The organism is Sulfitobacter sp. 1A13496 (assembly GCF_043557225.1).
Taxonomy (GTDB): Bacteria; Pseudomonadota; Alphaproteobacteria; order Rhodobacterales; family Rhodobacteraceae; genus Sulfitobacter; species Sulfitobacter faviae.
In genome coordinates this window covers 1-20,602 of the sequence record NZ_JBIFFP010000011.1, presented here as the reverse complement: position 1 = coordinate 20,602, position 20,602 = coordinate 1, and the positions used below count along the sequence as shown (strand labels likewise).

Annotated in this window: 17 protein-coding genes and 2 pseudogenes; 18 read left to right on the top strand and 1 reads right to left on the bottom strand. The window is 60.4% G+C overall.

What is annotated here, in order from left to right:
* The first annotated feature begins 19 nt into the window (after positions 1-19).
* From ACGYLX_RS17765 to ACGYLX_RS17680, 18 genes and pseudogenes are all read left to right on the top strand, one after another.
* Positions 20-901 (top strand): AraC family transcriptional regulator, encoded by an 882-nt coding sequence (locus ACGYLX_RS17765; protein WP_232272173.1) that lies wholly within the window; start codon positions 20-22, stop codon positions 899-901.
* A gap of 73 nt (positions 902-974) precedes the next feature.
* Positions 975-1,433, top strand: a complete 459-nt coding sequence (locus ACGYLX_RS17760; RefSeq protein WP_007120589.1) for a thioesterase family protein — start codon at positions 975-977, stop codon at positions 1,431-1,433.
* Positions 1,434-1,637: 204 nt separating this feature from the next.
* Positions 1,638-2,764 (top strand): IS3 family transposase gene (locus ACGYLX_RS17755; RefSeq protein ID WP_197918801.1). Its coding sequence is split into 2 segments (ribosomal slippage): positions 1,638-1,908 and positions 1,908-2,764, totalling 1,128 coding nucleotides; the frame shifts between segments, so codons are not numbered across the junction.
* Positions 2,765-2,929: 165 nt separating this feature from the next.
* Positions 2,930-5,101, top strand: a complete 2,172-nt coding sequence (locus ACGYLX_RS17750) for a ParB/RepB/Spo0J family partition protein (RefSeq protein WP_009827031.1) — start codon at positions 2,930-2,932, stop codon at positions 5,099-5,101.
* Positions 5,102-5,227: 126 nt separating this feature from the next.
* Complete coding sequence (locus ACGYLX_RS17745) at positions 5,228-5,608, top strand: DUF3768 domain-containing protein (RefSeq protein ID WP_009827032.1); 381 nt, start codon at positions 5,228-5,230, stop codon at positions 5,606-5,608.
* Between the two features lie 116 nt (positions 5,609-5,724).
* On the top strand, positions 5,725-6,021 hold the full coding sequence (locus ACGYLX_RS17740) for a hypothetical protein (protein WP_009827033.1): 297 nt from the start codon (positions 5,725-5,727) through the stop codon (positions 6,019-6,021).
* 78 nt (positions 6,022-6,099) lie between these two features.
* On the top strand, positions 6,100-6,483 hold the full coding sequence (locus ACGYLX_RS17735; protein WP_009827034.1) for a DUF6878 family protein: 384 nt from the start codon (positions 6,100-6,102) through the stop codon (positions 6,481-6,483).
* A 1-nt stretch (position 6,484) separates the two neighbouring features.
* Positions 6,485-6,961, top strand: a complete 477-nt coding sequence (locus tag ACGYLX_RS17730; protein WP_009827035.1) for a DUF6915 family protein — start codon at positions 6,485-6,487, stop codon at positions 6,959-6,961.
* Positions 6,962-7,066: 105 nt separating this feature from the next.
* Complete coding sequence (locus ACGYLX_RS17725; protein ID WP_009827036.1) at positions 7,067-7,711, top strand: hypothetical protein; 645 nt, start codon at positions 7,067-7,069, stop codon at positions 7,709-7,711.
* Positions 7,712-7,761: 50 nt separating this feature from the next.
* Positions 7,762-8,013: a type II toxin-antitoxin system ParD family antitoxin gene (locus tag ACGYLX_RS17720; RefSeq protein ID WP_009827037.1), complete on the top strand. Its 252-nt coding sequence runs from the start codon at positions 7,762-7,764 to the stop codon at positions 8,011-8,013.
* Positions 8,006-8,305 (top strand): type II toxin-antitoxin system RelE/ParE family toxin, encoded by a 300-nt coding sequence (locus tag ACGYLX_RS17715; RefSeq protein WP_009827038.1) that lies wholly within the window; start codon positions 8,006-8,008, stop codon positions 8,303-8,305. The genes ACGYLX_RS17720 and ACGYLX_RS17715 overlap by 8 nt, the downstream gene beginning before the upstream one ends.
* A 126-nt stretch (positions 8,306-8,431) precedes the next feature.
* Entirely contained in the window at positions 8,432-12,829 is a 4,398-nt protein-coding gene (locus tag ACGYLX_RS17710; RefSeq protein WP_009827039.1) for a strawberry notch-like NTP hydrolase domain-containing protein, read from the top strand.
* Positions 12,826-13,872 (top strand): toprim domain-containing protein, encoded by a 1,047-nt coding sequence (locus ACGYLX_RS17705; protein ID WP_394451000.1) that lies wholly within the window; start codon positions 12,826-12,828, stop codon positions 13,870-13,872. The genes ACGYLX_RS17710 and ACGYLX_RS17705 overlap by 4 nt, the downstream gene beginning before the upstream one ends.
* 312 nt (positions 13,873-14,184) lie before the next feature.
* Complete coding sequence (locus tag ACGYLX_RS17700) at positions 14,185-15,096, top strand: DUF2493 domain-containing protein (protein WP_009827041.1); 912 nt, start codon at positions 14,185-14,187, stop codon at positions 15,094-15,096.
* A 192-nt stretch (positions 15,097-15,288) separates the two neighbouring features.
* Positions 15,289-16,482 (top strand): plasmid partitioning protein RepA, encoded by a 1,194-nt coding sequence (gene repA / locus ACGYLX_RS17695; protein WP_009827042.1) that lies wholly within the window; start codon positions 15,289-15,291, stop codon positions 16,480-16,482.
* On the top strand, positions 16,466-17,395 hold the full coding sequence (repB, locus tag ACGYLX_RS17690) for a plasmid partitioning protein RepB (RefSeq protein WP_037954833.1): 930 nt from the start codon (positions 16,466-16,468) through the stop codon (positions 17,393-17,395). The genes repA and repB overlap by 17 nt, the downstream gene beginning before the upstream one ends.
* Before the next feature lie 213 nt (positions 17,396-17,608).
* Positions 17,609-18,820: a plasmid replication protein RepC gene (gene repC, locus ACGYLX_RS17685; RefSeq protein ID WP_037954835.1), complete on the top strand. Its 1,212-nt coding sequence runs from the start codon at positions 17,609-17,611 to the stop codon at positions 18,818-18,820.
* A 179-nt stretch (positions 18,821-18,999) separates the two neighbouring features.
* Positions 19,000-20,358: pseudogene (locus ACGYLX_RS17680) on the top strand (ParB/RepB/Spo0J family partition protein); the annotation flags it as partial.
* 97 nt (positions 20,359-20,455) lie between these two features.
* Here ACGYLX_RS17680 and ACGYLX_RS17675 read toward each other — a convergent pair.
* Positions 20,456-20,602 (bottom strand): annotated as a pseudogene (locus tag ACGYLX_RS17675) (integrase); the annotation flags it as partial.

The following is a 20,602-nucleotide window of genomic DNA, read 5'->3' as shown; positions in this document are numbered from 1 at the left end:
AAAGTTCAGGGAGGCCAAGATGGAAAGACTGCTCATATCACCGGACCGGATACCCGAATGGATTCCCGGCACGACTACGTTGGACAGTTCCGGGTGCAACTGGAACGGCATTACCCTGAAGGGCTATCGTTATGAGCGACAAGACGCGGCAATTCCCCCCATGCGCGACTATATGATTGTTGCATATGATGGCGCGCCAACCACTATGCGCCGCACGAGTGGCGGCCCATGGCAAAGCGCGCGCGTAGAGAAAGGTAGGATTTCCTTGCTCACGCGTGCAGAGGAATCCACTTGGAGTTGGTCCGAGCCTATCACGGTTAGACACGTCTATCTCAGTCACAGTGAACTCGAAAACACGGCCCTTTCGGTCTTTGATCGTGACCCGAAGTCCATTGAGATCAATGATTGTCTGTCTGCGAAGGACCCCTGTATCCTGAACTGCATCCAATTGCTAGAGAATGAGCTAAAGAACGGTGGAATCGGCCAGAGATTGATCATCGACGCCCTGCGCATCCAGATCGCCGTTCACCTTCTGCGTCAGTACGCCAAGGTCTCTTTGACCAGCGACGCAAACTCGAACTTCAGCCCTGCTCAAAGGCAGAGAATCATCGATCTCGTTGAAAGCTGCTTAGGTGAAAACCTCAGTCTGGAAGACATGGCCGCATCTATCGGTTTCAGCCAGTTTCACTTTTCGCGTCAGTTCAAGGCGGAGTTTGGGTTGGCACCGTATGCATATGTTTTGCGCAAGCGAATATCGAAGGCCCAGGAGATGCTGAGAAAGGGTAATGCCCCCCTGAAAGTGGTCGCGCTTGACTGCGGTTTTGCAGATCAGAGTCATTTTAGTCGAACTTTTCGAAAAATGACAGGCGCGACCCCCGCCGAATTCCGGCGCATGGCATAATTACCGGAAAACTATTCCTTCCTATCGCTGTCACGCACCAGAGACAAAGAAATGTTGAGCCCGTAACGCTGCAATGAATGTACCAGAAACAGAATTTAAACCACGATTTGCCTTCGAACGCAGGATTTTCTTTGGCGACTGTGACCAGCTGGGAATCGCCTTTACTGGCCGGATCACGAATTTCGCGCTGGAAGCGATCGAGACTTTCTGGGACGATTTGCTTTCAGGCCGGGGCTGGCTTTTTCTACTCACGGAAAGAAACACGGCCATGCCTTTTGTCTCTATGGACCTACAATTCCATGCGCCGGTGAAAGCAGGCGCGAACCTAGCATGCGAGGTCTATGTGGTCCATGTCGGGGAAAGTTCAGTTGGTCTAAAAGTTGTCGGCCGTCAGCATGACTTGATTTGCTTCGAATGCGAAACGAAGTCAGTTTTCCGAGATGCTTCAACATTTGGAAAAGTCAAAATTGAAAGCTCAATTCGGCAGATTTTGCTCGCGGAAGTGGGTTCGGAAAATCAAACAGTGAGCTAGCAACCTTTGAGGTTGCCGCCTGTAATCAAAGAGGTTTTTCGCCCCGTTTGCGTGTGACCGAGTGCAAATTTCTATCTGGCCTTCAAGAATGGCATTTTGAAAAGCCGCGGCCAGAGACGAAGGTCAGCGGATGAGGTCTGAAGTGGTCCCAGGAAACCGGACAGTCAGCTAAGGTGTTTCCCGAACCTTTGAAGGGATACGAACATGGCAAAGCGCCGGAACTTTACAGATCAGTTTAAGGCCAAGGTGGCGTTGGAAGCGCTGCGTGGCGACAAGACCGTGCAGGAGATCGCGGCGAAGCATCAGTTGCACCCAAATCAGGTCAGCACATGGAAGCGGCAGGCCATCGAGGGCATGGCCGATGTGTTCTCGGGTGGCAAGCAGAGCGGCCCGACCGAGGCGGAAGTAAAGGAACTTCACGCCAAGATCGGGAGGCTGGCGGTCGAGAACGATTTTTTGTCGGAAGGGCTGAAGCGATGAGCCCTGGAAAGAAACGCGCGATGATCAACCGGGATCACCCCAAGCTGAGCATCAGCCAGCAGTGCAAGCTGGTGAGCCTGAGCCGGTCGGCGTTCTACTACACGCCCGCCGGGATCGACGCCGACACGCTGTCGATGATGAAAGAGATCGACCGGGTGTTCACCAAATACCCATTCTTCGGGTCGCGCCAGATCGCGGCCTATCTGCGCCGGGAAGGCATTGTTGTTGGCCGCCATCGCGTCAGGCGATTGATGGCGAAGATGGGTCTTGAAGCGGTCTACAAGCGCCCACGAACCAGCCAGCCGCATCCTCAGCACCCGGTCTTCCCGTATCTGCTGAGGAAGATGGTGATTGACCGACCGAACCAGGTCTGGTGCGCCGATATCACCTTTGTGCCAGTCAGAAATGGCTTCCTCTATCTGGTGGCAATCATGGACTGGGCGACGCGCAAGGTGCTGAGCTGGCGGTTGTCGAACACGATGCACGCCGACTTCTGCGTCGAAGCACTGAGCGAGGCCATCGCCAGGTACGGCCCGCCTGAGATCATGAACACAGATCAGGGATCGCAGTTCACCGGATCGGCCTGGATCACGACGCTGACCGAGGCGGGCGTGCGCATCTCGATGGACGGGCGCGGGCGTTACCTCGACAACATCTTCATCGAACGCCTCTGGCGATCCCTGAAGCAGGAGGCCATCTATCTCGAAGAAATCAATGAAGGCTTCCGGGCCCGTCGTGTCATCAAGGGCTGGATGGCATTCTATAACACCAGCCGACCCCATTCCGCGCTTGATCGGCAGACGCCGGACGACGCATATTGGGCAGGCTTGGAAGAGCGACACGCAGCATGAAACCTAAACCCGATACACCTTAGAAACGCTGCAAACCTGTCCGAAAAGATGGGACCACTTCACACGTCAACGCACAGTGAAAGCCAGAGAAAGGGAAGCCCGGGTGCCGGGCTTGAAAGGATAGAGAGAGGCTCATCCGGGTCCGGCGAGACAAGGACCCTGACCATGGCCAAGACCACGACCCGCCCGAATCCCACCACCTCAAAAAAGACCGAAGCCGTTGGATCGGCCGCGCCTGACGGCGGTGCCGACATCCGGATGATCCCGCTCGACAAGCTGGAGCCGAGCCCACTCAACGTCCGCAAGGTGGCCGCAAGCGCCAGCGACGATGCCGAGATTCTTGCGAGCATCCGCGAGACGGGAATCAAGCAGAACCTGGTGGTTCACGCACTTTCCGAGACACGTTTTGCCGTCGACGCAGGCGGTCGTCGCCTCAAGGCGCTGAAACAACTCGCCGAGGACGGTGTGATCCCCGCTGATCATCCAGTGCCCTGCCTTGTCGAGGACGAGCGCAACGCCATCCTTACCTCGGCCACAGAAAACCTCCAGCGCGCGGCGATGCATCCGGCAGACCAGTTCGAGGCCTTCGACAAGATGATCGGCGAGGGTCGCAGCGAAGACGAGATTGCGCTCAAATTCGGCGTCTCCGTCGACCTGGTGCGCCGTCGCCTCAAACTCGCCCGTGTCGCACCCGAAATCATCGAGCAGTTTCGTGCCGGTGATCTGACCCTCGAATGCGTGATGGCTTTCACGCTGACCGACGACCATGACCGCCAGCTCGCGGTCTGGAACGCCGTGAAGGGCGGCTATCACATCCATCCGCAGAGCATCAAACGTCAGCTGACCGGGGCCGCACATTCGGCGAACTCGGCAATTGGTCGATTTGTCGGCATCGAGGCGTATGAGGCGGCGGGCGGGGTTCTGCTGCGGGATCTCTTCGACGACCGGGCAACCGCTCATATGGAAAACCCCGACCTCTTGGAGCGTCTCGCCATTGAGAAACTGCAGGCTGCGGCCAAACCCTTCGAAGGGATATGGAAATGGGTCGAAGTGCATCTTTCGGTGGATTATGGCGCGTTTCGCAGTTTCGGGCGGGTCTATCCGCAGGACATCGAACCGGATGCGGACATGCTGGCCGAGGAGGAACGTCTCATCGCGCGTGAGGAAGAATTGGCGGCGCAGAACGACGGGGAGGACTGGACCGACGCGGAGACCGAAGAATACTACGCCATCGAGCCGCGTTTGCGCGAAATTGAAGCCATGCAGCGCGAACGGCAACCCTATGCCGAGGCAGATCGCGCTATCGCCGGTGTAGTCCTGACCATCGGCCATGACGGGGTGTTGCGCGTCGAGAAAGGCCTGGTGCGGCCCGAGGACATTCCTGTTGCGCCCGAACCGGACGATACCACCGCAGATCCGGATGGCGCTCCCTCCCCTGCCCGCCCACAGGTGACGCCGCCGACCTCCTCCACGCCGGTGCCGAGCTCCGACCCGGCCGCGACGTTGCGCAAGGCGGACGGGATTTCGGCGAGCCTGGCCGACGATCTGCGCGCCACGCGTCAGCACATCCTGCGGGCGCATCTGGCGGCGGATTTCGAGGTGGCTTTCGATGCGATGCTCTACGCGCTCTGCGAGCAGGCTTTGGGGCGGTCCTACAACAACGAGGCGCTCGATATCTCCATCCGGCCCTTCCAGGCGCAAAACCGCGAGGTGCTGCATGCGGACACCGTCGCTCAGAAGATGCTTGAGGCGTTGGAGCAGGACCTCGCCACCGACTGGATGAAGCTGGAGAAACCCGATGACTTCCGGGCGATGTCGGCCCTGCCCATTGCGGACAAGCAGGCGCTTTTCGCCTGGGCGACGGGTCTCGCGGTCAAGCCGCAGCTCTCCTCTGACAATCGCCCCTCCCACATCATTGAGGAGATTGGTGCGCGGCTCGACGTCGATGTGGCGGCCTGCTGGCGCCCGAGTGCCCAGAACTACTGGGGTCGCGTCAACAAGGGGCATGCGGTGGCCACGGCGCGCAAGCTCATCGGCGATGATTACGCCGAGGATCGCAATCGCGAACGCAAGGGCGATCTCGCAGCCGCGATGGAGCGCGCTTTCGCGGAAACGGCCGGCGAGACGGAAGGTTTCGACGCGGCGACGGCAGCAAAGACAACGCGCTGGCTGCCAGACGGGATGGTGTTTGCCGGTGCGGCGGAGGCCGACGCCAAAATGATTGGCGATGCGCCCGAGGCGGAGGAAGGCGACGTGCCTGCCGCAGACGCTCTGGCCGAGGCGGAGAGCAATGAACCATCGTCCTTGCCCGCCTTCCTTAGCGGAGATGCGGCCTGACGAAGCGAACACCGACCTGATCACGACATGAGCTTTGGGCCGCCCTCACATCGAGGGCGGCTCTTTCCGGCTGACGGGTTGCCGACAGCCGATATCGGATCGGCTGGCCCGTCCCGGAGACATCCTATGACCACCAGACTCGACCTCGATCCTGTTCAGGAAGCCGCACGCATCGCCGCGCAGAATGACGCGTTTCGCAATTCCATCCTCGGCAATCCTTCCGTTGCCGATGCCCCGCAGGGACAGTTTGTGATGACATGTGGCGTCGCCGCGCTTGGACCCGACGCACAACTGGAACTCACACGCCGCGTTGCCGCGTTCGACGCCTTCAATGCCGACAGTGACCCGCAGGGATTGCACGAGATGGGGGTCATCGAATTCAATGGCACGAAGGTTTGGTTCAAGATCGACTTGTACGACGTCGATTATCAGTACGGCTCGCCTGAGCCTTCCGACCCGAAACAGACGCGTCGCGTGCTGACCTTGCTTCTCCCGTCGGAATACTGACGCCCTCCACCCCCAATCGCCGCCCCGGGCCGTCCTTGCATAAAGGGCGGTCCTTTCGGGCTGGCGGGTTTCAAGGGGCGCGATGATCGCGTCCGGCCTGCTGCAGGAGACCAGAGATGGCCAAGACACTCGATTACCAGATCACCCTCTATCCCGCGCATCGTGACGGCGCCTTCGTTGTTACCCAGTTCCATATGATGGCGACCTACCCCGAAAAGCGCGTCCAGGCCGCGGGCATGGACGATTTGATCGACAAGGTGACGCAGTTCGCAATGGAGCATGGTGAGAGTTGCAGTGCTTCGGTGCGTTGCCTCGCCCCGCGCAAACCGCCGGGGTTCAAGCGCGCGACCGAGAATCTGTATTTCAACCTGGTTGACCGGACGGCTGAAAACCGCGGCGACGCTGCGGCCTGAAGCCCCCCAAAGGAAACTCCGGGGCGGCCTCGCGTAACGGTCGCCCTCCCCTCTCCCAATTCCAAAGGACAAAAAGACATGACACAAGCGACTGATTTCTACGCACAGATGCTCGAATCCCAGAGACGCGCATCCGAAGAGCGGGGCGAGACTCGCGCTGCCCTTCTCTCCGAGCTGCGTGCCTTCGGCGTGACCAGCATCGAGGTGCAATATGAAGGCTACGGCGATTCCGGCAATGTCGAGGATGTCGTCGTGACACCCGACACGATCACGCTGACAGAAGAGTTGCGACGCCGGGTTGAAGATTTTGGTTGGGATTTCGCCTATGCGCTGAGCCCCGGATTCGAGAACAACGAGGGCGGTTATGGCGAGCTGACCTGGGCGCTCGAGACGGACAAGATCGATGTTAGCCACTCGAACCGCTATATCGAAACCAACACCACCGAACACGAGGGGCTCTGACATGGCACATCCCCTCCACCACGCCGAAAGCTCCGCCCGAAAATTCGGCGGTGTTCCAGATGACTATCAGTTCGTGCATGACTGGTTTGACTCATCCAAAGAGCACCTAGGTCTCTTTGTTCACAGAGCCCAAAAACATCATACAGTCGGGATCTATGATGCCGAACGTCACTTCGGCCGCAGCCTGACCAACAGCGCGGGCCGGGTCGTCCCGATCCGCTGGATCGGTGAGCAGCATGTGCGCGAGGACTGCCAGGGACGGATCCCGTCGCTGGCGGACTGGCTTGTCCGCATTCAGCCGGAACCGTGGATGGCCAATGGCCGGATCGACAACGATCCTACGCAGATTGTTGGCGATCCGCGTGCGGTCTGGATCGAGGCGGTCTCCAATCACCAGACCATTCTCGGTTTTGAGGACTGGCTGCTGAAGGTCTCTGTCGAGCACATCCAGCATCGCCAAAACCGCGCCGCTGCCTGATCCGCCGGCCAGAAAACTCACCAACCACCGGATCCCATCCACTTCGACCCGCCTGCGCCACAACCGGCTTGGCGGGTCGATTGCGTTTCAAGAAAGGATATCGACATGCAAGACCCTGTCTACGAGGAGGCCTACCAAGGCCACGTCATCAAGATCTATCACGACCCCGATTCTGAGAACCCAAGGGAGTGGTCCAACCTCGGAGCGCTGATCTGTTGGCACCGCCGATACCGGCTGGGGGACAGCCACCGGTTCGACTGCCCCGAGGCGTTCCTGCGCGATCTTGCGGGCGTCTCGGATCAGAGCGATCTTTCACTGGATCGCCTCCGCGAGCGCGCCGAGCGCAAGGCAATCATCTTGCCCGTGTACCTCTACGACCATTCCGGCCTCGCGATGAACACCATCGAGTTCCATTGTCCGTGGGATTCCGGCCAAGTTGGCTTTGTATACGTAACGCTCGAAACGGTTCGAAAGGAGTTCGGCGCGAAGCGCGTCACCAAGGCGATGCGCGAAAAGGCCAAGGACATTCTGCGCGCTGAGATCGTCACCTTCGATGCCTACCTCGGCGGACGGGTTTATGGCTATGTCGTCGAGCGTGACGGTGAAGAGATCGACGCCTGTTGGGGGTTCTTCGAGCACTATGATCTGGACTGCCTGTCCGAGGCGCGGGCGGTTGTAGATCCTCTGATTTTGCGAGAGGTACAAAGACCCGCCGCTGCGGAACAGGGCGCAAGCCCACCCCCGAGTTGAAACGCCCGCAATACTCATATATCTTATTCATGCGTATTACGGAGGTGAGCATGGCAAGCACAAGCGTCACACTTGGCCCCCATTGGGACGAATTCATCGCCCTGATGCTTAAAGAGGGGCGTTACGGGTCAACCAGCGAGTTGATCCGCGCCTCTCTGCGCCTGATGGAGGAGCAGGAAGGTCAGCGGGCGCGGCTTCGCGTTGCGCTGATGGAGGGCAAACAATCCGGTGACGCCGGTCCGCTTGACATGGATGAGATCAAGCGCGACGCGCGGAGCCGCTCTGGCGCTTCTGATGCGTGACATTCATCACTCTCAGGCGGCAAAATCCGACCTCGTCGATATCTGGGTCGAGACAGACCGACAGTGGGGCGAGGCGCAGGCGGACCGCTATCTCGATGATATCGATCGCGCCCTGAAGGGTCTCATCGCCAACCCGCAAATGGGGTCTGACTGTTCCGATCTCTTGCAGGGTGCGCGTAAACTGATCACGGGCCGGCACCTCGTGTTCTACGAGGTGGACCCGGACAGGATCTTCGTGATCCGAGTCTTGCATCAGTCCATGGACGTGCCGAGGCATCTGCGGTCGTCCTGATAACGGGCGAATTCGCACCGGGGCTTTGCCATGAAAGAGCGAGAGGCAGGGCAGGAGGGGTGACCCCTCCCGGGTGAGAGAGTGCGCGCGGGGCTTGGGGCCAACCCTAAACCCCGGAGATTGCCGATGAACGCTCACCCCCATTCCGTCCAACTTGCAACCGAGCCCGACGCCCCTGCCCTGCCAGAGGCTCCGGGCTTCGCCCAACACCTGATGCAGGTTGCGAAAGCCCTCGTCCCCCTGTTCGAGGCGGGCAGGTCCATCGACGCCGCCGCCCTTCGCACTGCGATGGAGCAAGCCTTCGGTGCCAGCGACACCAGCGGCTCCTGGATCTGGAAGGATGCTTACGAAGCCGCAGAGGTCGCCCAGATCCTGATGCTTTCGCGCTACGGTGCGCTGATGCAGCGCCAGGTATCCGCGCCGCGGGCATTTCTCACCATGATCGAGCGTCTCGCCGGTCTGGCCCCCTCCCACACGCGGCGCTCTGAAGACAGTGTCCGCCTGCAACAATTCTCGACCCCTCTGCCCCTCGCGGCCATCGTTGCGCAGGCGGCGGGCTTTCGGGACGACGACCTGGTGCTCGAGCCTTCGGCCGGTACCGGCCTGCTGGCGATTTTCGCAAAGATTGCAGGCGCTCGCCTGGCGCTGAATGAGCTTGCCGAGACCCGCCGCGCCCTGCTGGGACATCTGTTCCCCGGTGCAGTCGTCTCGGATCACGATGCCGCCTCGATCGATGACCGGCTGGATCGGTCGATCACGCCCTCGGTCATCGTGATGAACCCACCGTTTTCTGCGGCCAACCATGTCGACGGCCGGTTCCGGCAGGCCACCAGCCAACATGTCCTGTCCGCCCTAGCGCGTCTCGCGCCGGGTGGGCGGCTTGTCGTCATCACCGGCGAGAGCTTCCGCCCCTCGACGAAATCCTTTCAGTCGACGTTTCAGCGGATCGCACAAAGCGCCGATGTGGTATTTTCCGCCGCTATCGACGGCAAGGTCTTTGCGCGGCATGGCACCACGATCGACACACGGCTGACGGTGATCGACAAGCGTGCGACTGGCGCTGATGAGATCGCATCGGTCGAAAGCGAGGCCGTCTACCATCCGATCTGCGCGACCACCGCCGACCTTCTCAACGCAGTGCTCACCCACTGCCCGCAGCGCCACAGCCCCTCGCCCTGCCCCACCAGTACGGCCCTGTCGGCTCCGACCGCTTCGACCCGCACCAACCTGCAGGCCCTGCGCAATGCCGCGCGCAAGGAAACCCGTGCCCTCGCCGAAGAACGCGCAAGGCACCCGTTTGACGATATCACGACGGCCCCGATCGACTACCTGCCGAAGGCTTGGAGCCAACCCGACGGCACGCTGCAGGACACGGTCTACGAGGCCTATGACCTTCAGGCGATCAGGATCGATGGCGCGGCGGAACATCCGACCGCGCTGGTGCAATCCACCGCCATGGCCTCGGTGCCGCCGCCCGTGCCGACCTATCGTCCCATCCTGCCGAAGAACCTCGTTCAGGACGGCCTTCTTTCTGCGCCGCAGCTGGAAAGTGTCATCTATGCGGGCAACGCGCATGAGACGCATCTCAAGGGCTGGTTCAAGCGCGGCGAGATCGAAGGCCAGTTGATGGCGGCGGCCGAGGGCGACGAAGGCGCGTTTCGCCTGCGCAAGGGCTGGTTTCTGGGTGATGGCACGGGATGCGGTAAAGGGCGACAGGTTGCCGGTATCATCCTCGATAATTGGCTCAAAGGGCGCCGACGGGCGGTCTGGGTCTCGAAGAGCGACAAGCTCATCGAAGATGCGCGTCGCGACTGGATAGCGCTCGGGGGACGCGAAAGCGATATCGTGCCGCTCTCGAAGTTCCGCCAGGGCAGCGACATCCGCCTGCCCGAGGGCATCCTCTTCGTCACCTACGCCACGCTGCGCTCGGCTGAACGTGAGGGCAAAGCCTCCCGCCTCGATCAGGTCACGTCCTGGCTCAGCGATGGGTTCGACGGGGTCATTGCTTTTGATGAAAGCCATGCCATGGCGAATGCTGCCGGAGAAAAGTCCGACCGCGGCGACAAGAAGGCGTCCCAGCAGGGCCTCGCTGGCCTCGCGCTGCAGAACGCCGCGCCCGATGCACGGGTTCTCTATGTCTCGGCGACCGGTGCCACAGTCGTCGGCAATCTTGCCTATGCTTCGCGCCTCGGTCTCTGGGGCACCGGCGATTTCCCCTTCGTGACGCGGGCCGAGTTCGTCGCCGCGATGGAGGCCGGGGGCATTGCGGCCATGGAGATGATCTCGCGCGACCTGAAGGCGCTTGGGCTCTATCTGGCGCGGTCCCTCTCCTATGCCGGGGTCGAATACGAGATGCTGGTCCATGAGCTGAGCCCCGCTCAAGTCGCCATATACGACAGCTACGCCGATGCCTACCAGATCATCCACAACAACCTTGAGGCAGCGCTTCAGGCCTCGGGTATTTCTTCTGAGACCGGCACGCTGAACGCCCAAGCGAAATCCGCCGCGCGTTCGGCCTTCGAGAGCAACAAGCAGCGCTTCTTCAACCATCTCATCACCGCCATGAAATGTCCCTCGCTGATCCGCGCCATCGAGGCGGACCTTGCAGCAGGGCACTCGGCCGTGATTCAGGTGGTCTCGACCAGCGAAGCGGTGATGGAACGCCGCCTTGAAGAGATCCCTTCCTCGGACTGGGACGATCTGCAGGTCGATTTCACGCCGAGGGAGAACATCATGGACTACCTGATGCACAGCTTCCCGACGCAGCTTTTTGAGCCTTACACCGACGAGAATGGCGATCTGCGCTCGCGCCCCGCCCTCGATTGCGATGGCAACCCGATCATCTGCCGCGAGGCGGAGCGGCGGCGGGATGATCTTGTCGAGCATCTTGGGGCCCTCGCCCCGGTGCAGGGCGCGCTCGACCAGATCCTCTGGCATTTCGGAGGCGATGCAGTGGCTGAGGTCACGGGGCGCAAGCGGCGCATCGTCAAGACGCGTGAGGGGCGGCTCAAGGTCGAGAACCGCCCCGCCTCCTCCAACCTCGGCGAAACCCAGGCCTTCATGGACGATGCAAAACGCATCCTGATCTTCTCCGATGCGGGTGGCACCGGGCGCAGCTACCACGCCGATCTCGGGGCCAAGAACCAGCGCCTTCGGGTGCATTACCTCCTGGAGCCCGGGTGGAAGGCCGACAATGCGATTCAGGGTCTCGGGAGGACCAACCGCACGAACCAGGCGCAGCCGCCACTCTTTCGCCCCGTCGCCACAGACGTGAAGGGCGAGAAGCGCTTTCTCTCCACCATCGCCCGCCGCCTCGACACGCTGGGTGCCATCACCAAGGGACAGCGCGAGACCGGCGGTCAGAACATGTTCCGTGCCGAGGACAACCTTGAGAGCCCCTACGCACGCGCTGCGCTGCGCCAGTTCTTCTACAAGCTGCGTGCGGGTAAGATCGAGGCCTGCTCCTATGCGAAATTCCAGGAGATGACTGGGCTGACGCTCGATGAAGCGGATGGCACGATGAAAGAGACCCTGCCGCCGATCCAGCAGTTCCTGAATCGTTGCCTCGCGCTCCGCATCGACATGCAGGACGCGATCTTCGAGGCCTTCGGCGGGTTCCTCTCGGCCATCATCGAAGATGCGCGCCAGGCAGGCACGCTCGATGTCGGCCTCGAAACGCTCAAGGCCGAGAAATTCGAAATCGTCGACCGCAAGGTCATCTTCGAGCACGGGGCTACGGGCGCAACGGCAACTGCGCTGACCGTGGAGCGTACCGATCGCAACGATCCGCTCACCCTGCCCCGGATCAAATCGATCTGCGCAAATACGGACGGCGCGACGCTGTGCTGGAACACCTCCTCCAAACGCGCGGCGCTGATGGTGAATGCGCCGGCCTTCATGGACGAGGACGGCGTGCCGATCCTGCGGGTGAAGCTTCTGCGTCCGATGGCCACAGAAATCCTCGCGCTGACCGAGTTCTCGAAGTCGCACTGGGAAGAGATCGATGATGCGATATTCGAACAGCTCTGGCAGGCCGAGGTCGAGGCAGTGCCGGAGTTCACCACCTCAAAGATTACGCTCATCTGCGGGCTTCTCCTGCCGATCTGGGATCGGCTTCCCGCTGACAACATGCGCATCTACCGCCTTCAGACCGAGGATGGGGAGCGCGCCATCGGTCGACTGGTCAGCCAGGAGCAGCTTCTCAATGTCTTTGCACGCCTTGGTCTCGATTGCCAGATCGAGATGACGCCGCGGGAAGTGCTCGCCGCCGTGATGGAAGCCAGGACGACGCTGAACCTCCTCGGCGGCTATCAGCTGCGCCGGTCGCTGGTCATGGGGCAGCCGAGGCTTGAGCTGATAGGTGCTTCAGGCGCGGCCCTGCCCGGACTGAAGGCAATGGGCTGTTTCACGGAAGTGATCCAGTGGAAGACGCGGGTGTTCATTCCGGTCGACGGCATCGAGGTGCTGACACGGGTCCTTGCCGAGCATCCAGTTGGCGCCGGCACATCGGAGGCCGCCGCATGAGCGCGCGCCACAGTATCGCGGACCTCTCGGCCGATCTGGCAGACCATGCCGAGAGTTTCTGCCGCCAGTATTTCCCCGAGGGGCGCAAGCTGGGTAATTATTGGCAGGTCGGCGACACGTCCGGTGCAAAGGGCCAGAGCCTCGCCATCCGTCTGCAGGCGCAGGTTGGTCGTAAAGCCGGGTCCTGGCAAGATTTCGCGACGGGTGAATATGGCGACCTGATCGACCTGCTGCATGAACGGCTTGGGTCTGTCACGCTCAAGGAGACCCTGAGGGAGGCTCGATCCTTCCTCGGCGAAGCCCCCTGCCCTGCCGTACCTCGAGACACCCAAAGGGCTGAGCGCCCGGATGCAGCCTCCAGCAAACGCATCGCGCGGGCGCGCAAACTTTTCGCTGCTGGCAAGCCGGTGTTTGGCACCTTGGCCGCCACCTATCTGCAGGGGCGCGGGATCACACGGCTCGGCCCGGCCCTGCGCTATCACGCGCGTGTCTTCCTGCGGCAGGGCGAGGACGACCCCGATCTGCTGGAACGGGCCCCTGCCCTACTGGCAAAGATCACCGACAATCGCGGCCAGATCACCGGATGCGCAAGGGTTTTTCTCGACCCGTCCACCGGCGGTTTGGCCGAGATCGAGAGCCCGAAGCGGATCCTCGGACAGCTGCACGGCCATGCCATCCGCTTCTGGTCCGGCAAGGCGCGCAGCGATCTCATCGTCGGTGAAGGTCTCGAGAACACCCTCTCGGTCGGCACGGCTCTCCCCGAGTTCGATCTCGCCTCCTGTCTCACTGCCACCCATCTCGGCCTCTTCATCCCGCCGCCGAGGATCAAGCGTATCTGGATCGCGCGGGACAATGACGAAGCTGGACGCGACGCATTAATAAGATTGCTTAACCAACTGGAATCGCTTGGAATTACCTGTGGTGATCTCGTACCAAACATGGGCGATTTCAACGACGATCTGCGGGCATTTGGCAAAGATGCGCTGCGCCGTTCTCTGCTAAAGGCCATGAAAGCACAAGGTCTGGAGATCGAGGACGGGTGACCGCCAACCTCCCCGGGGATGCCTGACCGGGCAAAGGTTTCGCCGGTTCTATCTGATCCCGTTTGGACAAGGGGAGCGATGGACCGGCGGGTCGGAGCAGAGTGCTCCTCGCCCGGGCAGCAATGCGCCCGCTACCCGGAAAATTCCCCTGCCCCACCACATGACCGTGGCGGGCCATTCCTCGCGGGAACAATTTTCCGGTCCGGGTCACATTCTCCGCTGCGCTCCGATCCTGACGGATGCGGCCCGGTCGCCGCCGGTCCTGTTATCGCCCCATCCAAATCGGGTCAGATCAAACAGAGGAACCAGACAATGCCCCATCAGACAGACATCCAAGAGGAAACCGGCGTGACCTCCGCCATCCTCGACCACCTCGCACTTCACGTCGCAACGCCCGGGCCCGGCGAGACCGATCATCGCCCCCTGCCCCAGCCCGACGAGGTCGAACTCGCCATGGCGACGCTCTTTGACACCACCATCGGCCTCCTCACCGGAAGCCAGTTGGAAGACAATCTCGAAGAGATGCTCTGGTCCCTGACCTCGATCTTCCATCGCCGGCTCACCCATATCCAGAAGCTCCTCGATGACAACGAATTCGAGGTCCGGGAAAGTCTGGCCATCCAGGACGGCTCCGAGGTCGCCTCGGTCGAACTCGAGCGCCTCCAGATGATCGGGCTGAAGCTCTGGGACCATCGCGACGCTTTCGAGCAGATGCGCGATCTGGCCGTGGACCACTTCTCGGCCGCCACCGGTTCACCCTGGCTGCCCCGCACCGGATCCAAGGTCTCGCATCGCGGTCTCACCTCCGCCGTGGTGGACAGCCGGGCCTATCTCTCGGCCAAGCGGCGCAAGGAGACCGAGGTTCACTGCCCCGAAGGCACGCGGATCGCCTTCTCGGGCGGGGACTATCACGCCTACGACCTGATCTGGTCCGTCCTCGATGCCACCCATGCGAAATACCCAGACATGATTCTTTTACACGGCGGCACACCAAAAGGTGCCGAGATGATCGCTGCCCGCTGGGCAGATACCCGTGGTGTCACGCAGGTGGCGTTCAAACCCGACTGGAAGAGCCATGGCAAGGCTGCCCCCTTCAAGCGCAACGACAAGATGCTCGAGACCATGCCCCAGGGTCTGATCGCCACGCCCGGTTCGGGCATCACCGAGAATATCGTCGACAAGGCCCGCAAACTCGGCATCCGCATCAAGAGGATCGGGGCTTAGGCCCCGGTTCACGCACCGCGCAGGAGATCCCGCACGACCACAGCCTCGGAGTAATGGAACGCTACCCTTGTGGTGGACTTGGTGCACGACGCAATATCTAGAAAGTGCTTGCACGAATCTGGCTGGTCGGGCAATAGTCTCGAAAAATAACGCGCGGTCACATAAAAAACGCGCCCACGGATCGGGGCAGACATGAGCGAAGCAGAACAGGATCTTGATATCGCCATCGGGCACTACGCGGAACTTCTCGCGTCGAACCTGCATGCTCAGCGCGCTGCGCACTTCCCACCAGATGCAAAGAAGGTGATGCGCACTTTGACCAGCGGCGAAGCTGCTGAGCTCCTTGGCGTCGACCATACCTATCTTCGGAAGCTTCATCGAGAAGGAAAGATCGTTGACGTCGAGACGACGGCGGGAAGTCATCGCCGCTATACGCTCGACGATATCTGGGAAATCCGGCAGACGCTTGAAGGAAATGCAAAAAAGTCTGGAACTTACGTGCCTGGGCGTCGCGACGGTGACGAGCTTCAAGTCATATCAGTGGTGAACTTCAAGGGCGGCTCCGGCAAAACGACGACGTCTGCTCACCTCGCTCAGCGCTTGGCGCTAAAGGGGTACAGGGTTCTTGCGATCGATCTCGACCCCCAAGCATCTCTTTCGGCTCTTCATGGAATCCAGCCAGAACTCGACCTTATGGAGGGCGGAACCCTCTATGATGCCGTTCGCTACGACGATCCGGTTCCGATCGCCGAAGTGATCCGCAAGACTTACATCCGCGGCCTTGATCTTATCCCGGGCAACCTTGAACTCATGGAGTTCGAGCACGAGACGCCTGCTGCTATCCAGCGAGGCGGAGCGAAGGCGTTCTTCGCGAGAGTTCATGACGCACTCGATAGTGTTGAAGCAAACTACGACGTTGTTGTGATCGACTGCCCGCCGCAGCTTGGTTTCTTGACGATGTCAGCACTTTCTGCGTCCTCGGGTGTCCTCGTGACGGTTCACCCGCAGATGCTTGACCTCATGTCGATGTCTCAATTCCTGCGAATGACTGCGGATCTCCTGGGAGTGATCAGGGATGCAGGCGCAAATCTGCGCTTCGATTGGCTGCGCTTCTTGCCAACGCGATACAAAGTCGGCGACGCGCCACAAACCGAAGTCATCGCCTTCATTCGCGGGCTGTTTGGGAGGTCGGTCCTGACCAATCACATGGTTGAATCGACCGCAATATCTGATGCCGGCTTGACCAAGCAAACGCTCTACGAAGCTGACAAAAAGGACTTCACGCGTCAGACGTTTGATCGTGCGATCGAATCCATGAACGCAGTGAACGATGAGATCGCTGAAATCATCCAGAACACATGGGGTCGGAATGGCAAGAAAGCCTAAACTTGGCCTGCCGCTGCAGACCCTTCGCAACGCTCCTGACGCTCTTGAAGGGCGCCGACTGCGTGGCGGTGTATTTGAGATCGATCCGGCGCAGATCCTTACCGAAGGACGGTTGGATGACAGGCTTCAGATTGAAGTTGAGGGCCTGAAGAACTCTATTTCCAAGAACGGTCAGCGTGTGCCCGTCTTGGTGCGCCCACTGGAAGGCGATCGCTACAACCTGATCTATGGCCGCAGACGCTTGGAAGCATGTCGCGAACTCGGTATCAAAGTTCGAGCCATCGTCACAGAGGTTGAGGGTGATCAAGCGCTTCGAGATCAGCTTCTCGAGAACCAAGAGCGTCGTGATCTGAGCTTTATTGAGCGTGCGCTCGTTGCGACGGCACTTCTGGACGGTGATCATTTGGAAGGGGCTGAGCGCACCAATCGAGGTGTCGCCGAAGTCCTTAACCTCCACGAAGCCGGGGTTTCACAACTCTTGAGTGTCGTTCGGACGGTCGGCGAGGAACTCATCCAGGCAATTGGTGCGGCTCCCGGGATTGGTCGCCCGAGATGGGAAGAGCTCAAAAAGGCTTTGGGTGCCTACGACGGTGATCGAGACCAACTGCAAGCCGTAGCTCATGCAGCCAAGTCCGAAAGTTCCGGCTCGGTCGATGAGGTTTCTGAGCGTGCGTTTCTCGCAGTTCTGGCAGCCGCGAAGAGCGCAGAGAAGAAAGCAAGCCCGTCTAGAAAAGGCGTGCCTGCTTTGGCGATCCCCGGTGTCGGAGCTGCGACGGTCAAGACCAGCCGCCAAGGCAAGCAGCTTAAACTCGATCTGACTACGGATGAACCTGATTTTATCAGCTGGTTGGAGGGCAATGCCCCAAAGCTGATTACCGAGCTTCATGAGCGCTGGAAGCGTTCAGAAGACTGAGGAAGAGCAACCAACAAGAAGGAGGCACGATACAGGCAAAAAGAAAAAGGCCCCGAGAAGCTAGCTTCACGAGACCTTTGTAAGGTTTCGCACCGGGATCAGCCCGCTACAAAATCTCAGTTTTCGCACTTCTGAATGTAGCGTTCTGGCCCCTACCCCGCAAGCGCAAAGCGATTCGCGGGCCCTAGAATTTTTGTCTTCGTGAACATTTTCATGGAGTACACACCAATTTCGCCGTTTATGCGGCCGATTTCGCACGCTCATTTGCGCGTCATCGAGCGACCCGAGGCATCTGTTCCGGCCAGACCCGTTAACAAGTGGGAACTCCTGCGCGAGCTCTCCAAGGCGCAAGCGGCCTTTGGGGTCTCGGAACGTGATCTGACTGTTTTGCAGGGGCTCCTCAGCTTCTTTCCGGACGATGCGCTTGGCGGGAACGCCGAGATGGTCGTCTTCCCCTCGAACAAGGCGATCTGCGAGCGCCTGAATGGCATGCCGTGCTCAACGATGCGTCGTCACCTCGCGCGTCTCGTCGAGGCTGGCTTGCTCCAGCGGCGCGATAGCCCCAATGGGAAGCGCTACGTCCGCAAGCACGGCGAAGACCGCGTCGCCTTTGGCTTCGATCTTTCCCCGCTCTACTGCCAGTCCGAGGAGATAGCACGGGCCGCAGAGGCCGTACGTGAGGCTGAGGAGCGCGTCAGGCGCCTGAGAGAGGTCGTAAGCCTCATGCGACGCGATCTCGCGGCCCTCGCCGAGTTCGGAGACGAGATGCAGCCAGGCCTAGGCTTCTGGGATCAGCTTCGCGACAAGGCTGCCCTCACAGCCCGCGCGCTTCGCCGCAAGCTTTCAATTGAGGACCTCGCGGCCTATCGAGCCGATCTTGAAGCTCTCCTTGACCAGGCACGCAACATCATTGATGGCCCTGAAACAGAAGAAATGAACACCAATGATGCCCAATCTGAGCGTCACCATCATAATTCAAATAAAGAATCTATAGATTTTGAGCCGGCTTTAGAAAAAAGCGGGGCGGCGGCGGGTGTGCCAGATGTGGATACGAATGAGCCGGTGGCTGACGTTGATGAACAGGACACAAGACATCTGCCAAAGATCCCGCTTCACCTAGTGATAGCGGCATGTCCCTCGCTGAAGACCTTCTACCAAGGTGAGATCCGGCATTGGCATCAGCTTTTCGATGCGGCGGGCCATGTGCGGCCAGCCATGGGGATCAGTGCGTCTGCATGGGAAGAAGCACAGCGGTTCATGGGTCCGGAGCAAGCGTCGATCGTCGTTGCTGCGATGCTGGAACGCTTCGCCGACATAAGATCGCCTGGTGGATACTTGCGAGCTCTGACTGCCAAAGCTGCGGCCGGCGAGTTCTCCTGTGGGCCGATGGTCATGGCATTGATTGGGCGACGATCTGCAGCTTAACAGCTGTTAAGGTTGAGAGACTGCGTACTTTTCCGCCACCTCGGGACTGTCGACTTAACAGCTGTTAAAGTCCTGCCTCGCGAGCGTCAGAATATGAGAGGGAAAGGGTTGTTGGTTTGAGGGTGACGGGAAGTGAGATCGGAAGAGTGGCTTCCGGCGCCCGTCGTGGAGGAGATCTGATGGCGAAACCTGCCCAGAAAGTCACCCAGTCCCCGTTCCGGGACATTCCCTTCGACAAGCTCGTGCTGAGCCAGTCCAACGTCCGGCGCATCAAGGCCGGCATCTCGGTCGAGGAACTGGCCGAAGACATCGCCCGCCGCGGGTTGCTGCAAAGCCTGTGCGTCCGGCCCGTTCTGGCGGATGATGGGTCCGAGACAGGCAAGTTCAAAATACCCGCTGGCGGTAGGCGCTTCCAGGCCCTGTCACTCTTGGTGAAGCAGAAGCGCCTGGCCAAGACGACGCCCATTCCCTGCTTCGTGCGGGATGCGAGGTCCACGATCCTCGCCGAAGACGACTCGCTCGCCGAGAACATGAAGCGCGCTGTCCTGCATCCACTCGATCAGTTCCGCGCCTTCGTGGCGCTGCAGGAGAAGGGTCAGGGCGACGAAGAGATCGCAACCGCCTTCTTCGTCAGGCCGCAGGTGATCAAACAGCGCTTGAAACTCGCCGTCGTGGCCCCTGCCCTGCTCGAGCTTTATGCCGAGGATGAAATGACGCTGGAGCAGCTGATGGCCTTGACGGTTAACCCGGATCATGAGCGCCAGGTTCAGGTCTGGGAGGCGATCCGCTCGTCCTGGAACAAGGAGCCCTATCAGATCCGGCGGATGCTGACGGAAACCTCGGTGCGGGCATCCGATCGTCGTGCTGTCTTTGTCGGCATCGATGCCTATGAGTCTGCTGGCGGCACCATGTTGCACGACCTCTTCCAGGGCGATGACGGCGGCTGGCTGGAAGACCCCGCCCTGTTCGATCGTCTGGTCAGCGAGAAGCTTCAGGCTGAAGCCGAAGCCATTGCGACCGAAGGTTGGAAATGGATCGAGGTCTCGCTCGACCTGCCCTATGGCTACAGCCACGGTTTGCGGCGGCTGAGCGGAGACCCGGCACCGATGACGGATGACGAAGGCGCGGCCCATGCCAAGCTTCTTGCCGAATACCGGGCGCTCGAAGAGGAATACGAGGGCCAGGATGAATTCCCCGAGGAAGTCGACGCGCGACTTGGCGAGTTGGAAATTGCGATGGAGAAGCTCGAGACTCGGCCGTTGATCTTCGACGATGAAGAGATCGCGCGGGCAGGGGCTTTTGTGACGCTTTATCGCATGGCGAGCTTGTCGTTAATCGCGGCTTTGTCCGGCCCGAGGATGAGCCTCGGGAATACGCTGATGTCTTCAGCTGTGAACCGACAGCAGGGCGCTGAGCTTTCAACGGGGAGTTACGCGGATGGTATCGGCCACGGTACGGAAATCACTTCTGCTGGTCAAGCGCTTGGCGCGAACGCACGCGACGACGAGGACGATGGTGCGTTGAAGCCCTTGCCTGAGCCCGTTCCCGACACCGAGCAGGCTGAAGATGCAGATCTTCTTGACTTCATCAGCTCAGACCGGCCAAGGATTAATGACAGGATGACAGTTCGCAAGATTACAATCCAGCGGCTTTCGTCAGGTTCACGCGGAAGCGGTCGCGGCGGCGTTGGTAGCGGCGGGTCATCTGTGCCGAAGCGTGGCCAAGGTGCTTCTGCACATACCGCTCGTCCACCTCGGCCGAACTGGCGAGACCTGCGCGCAG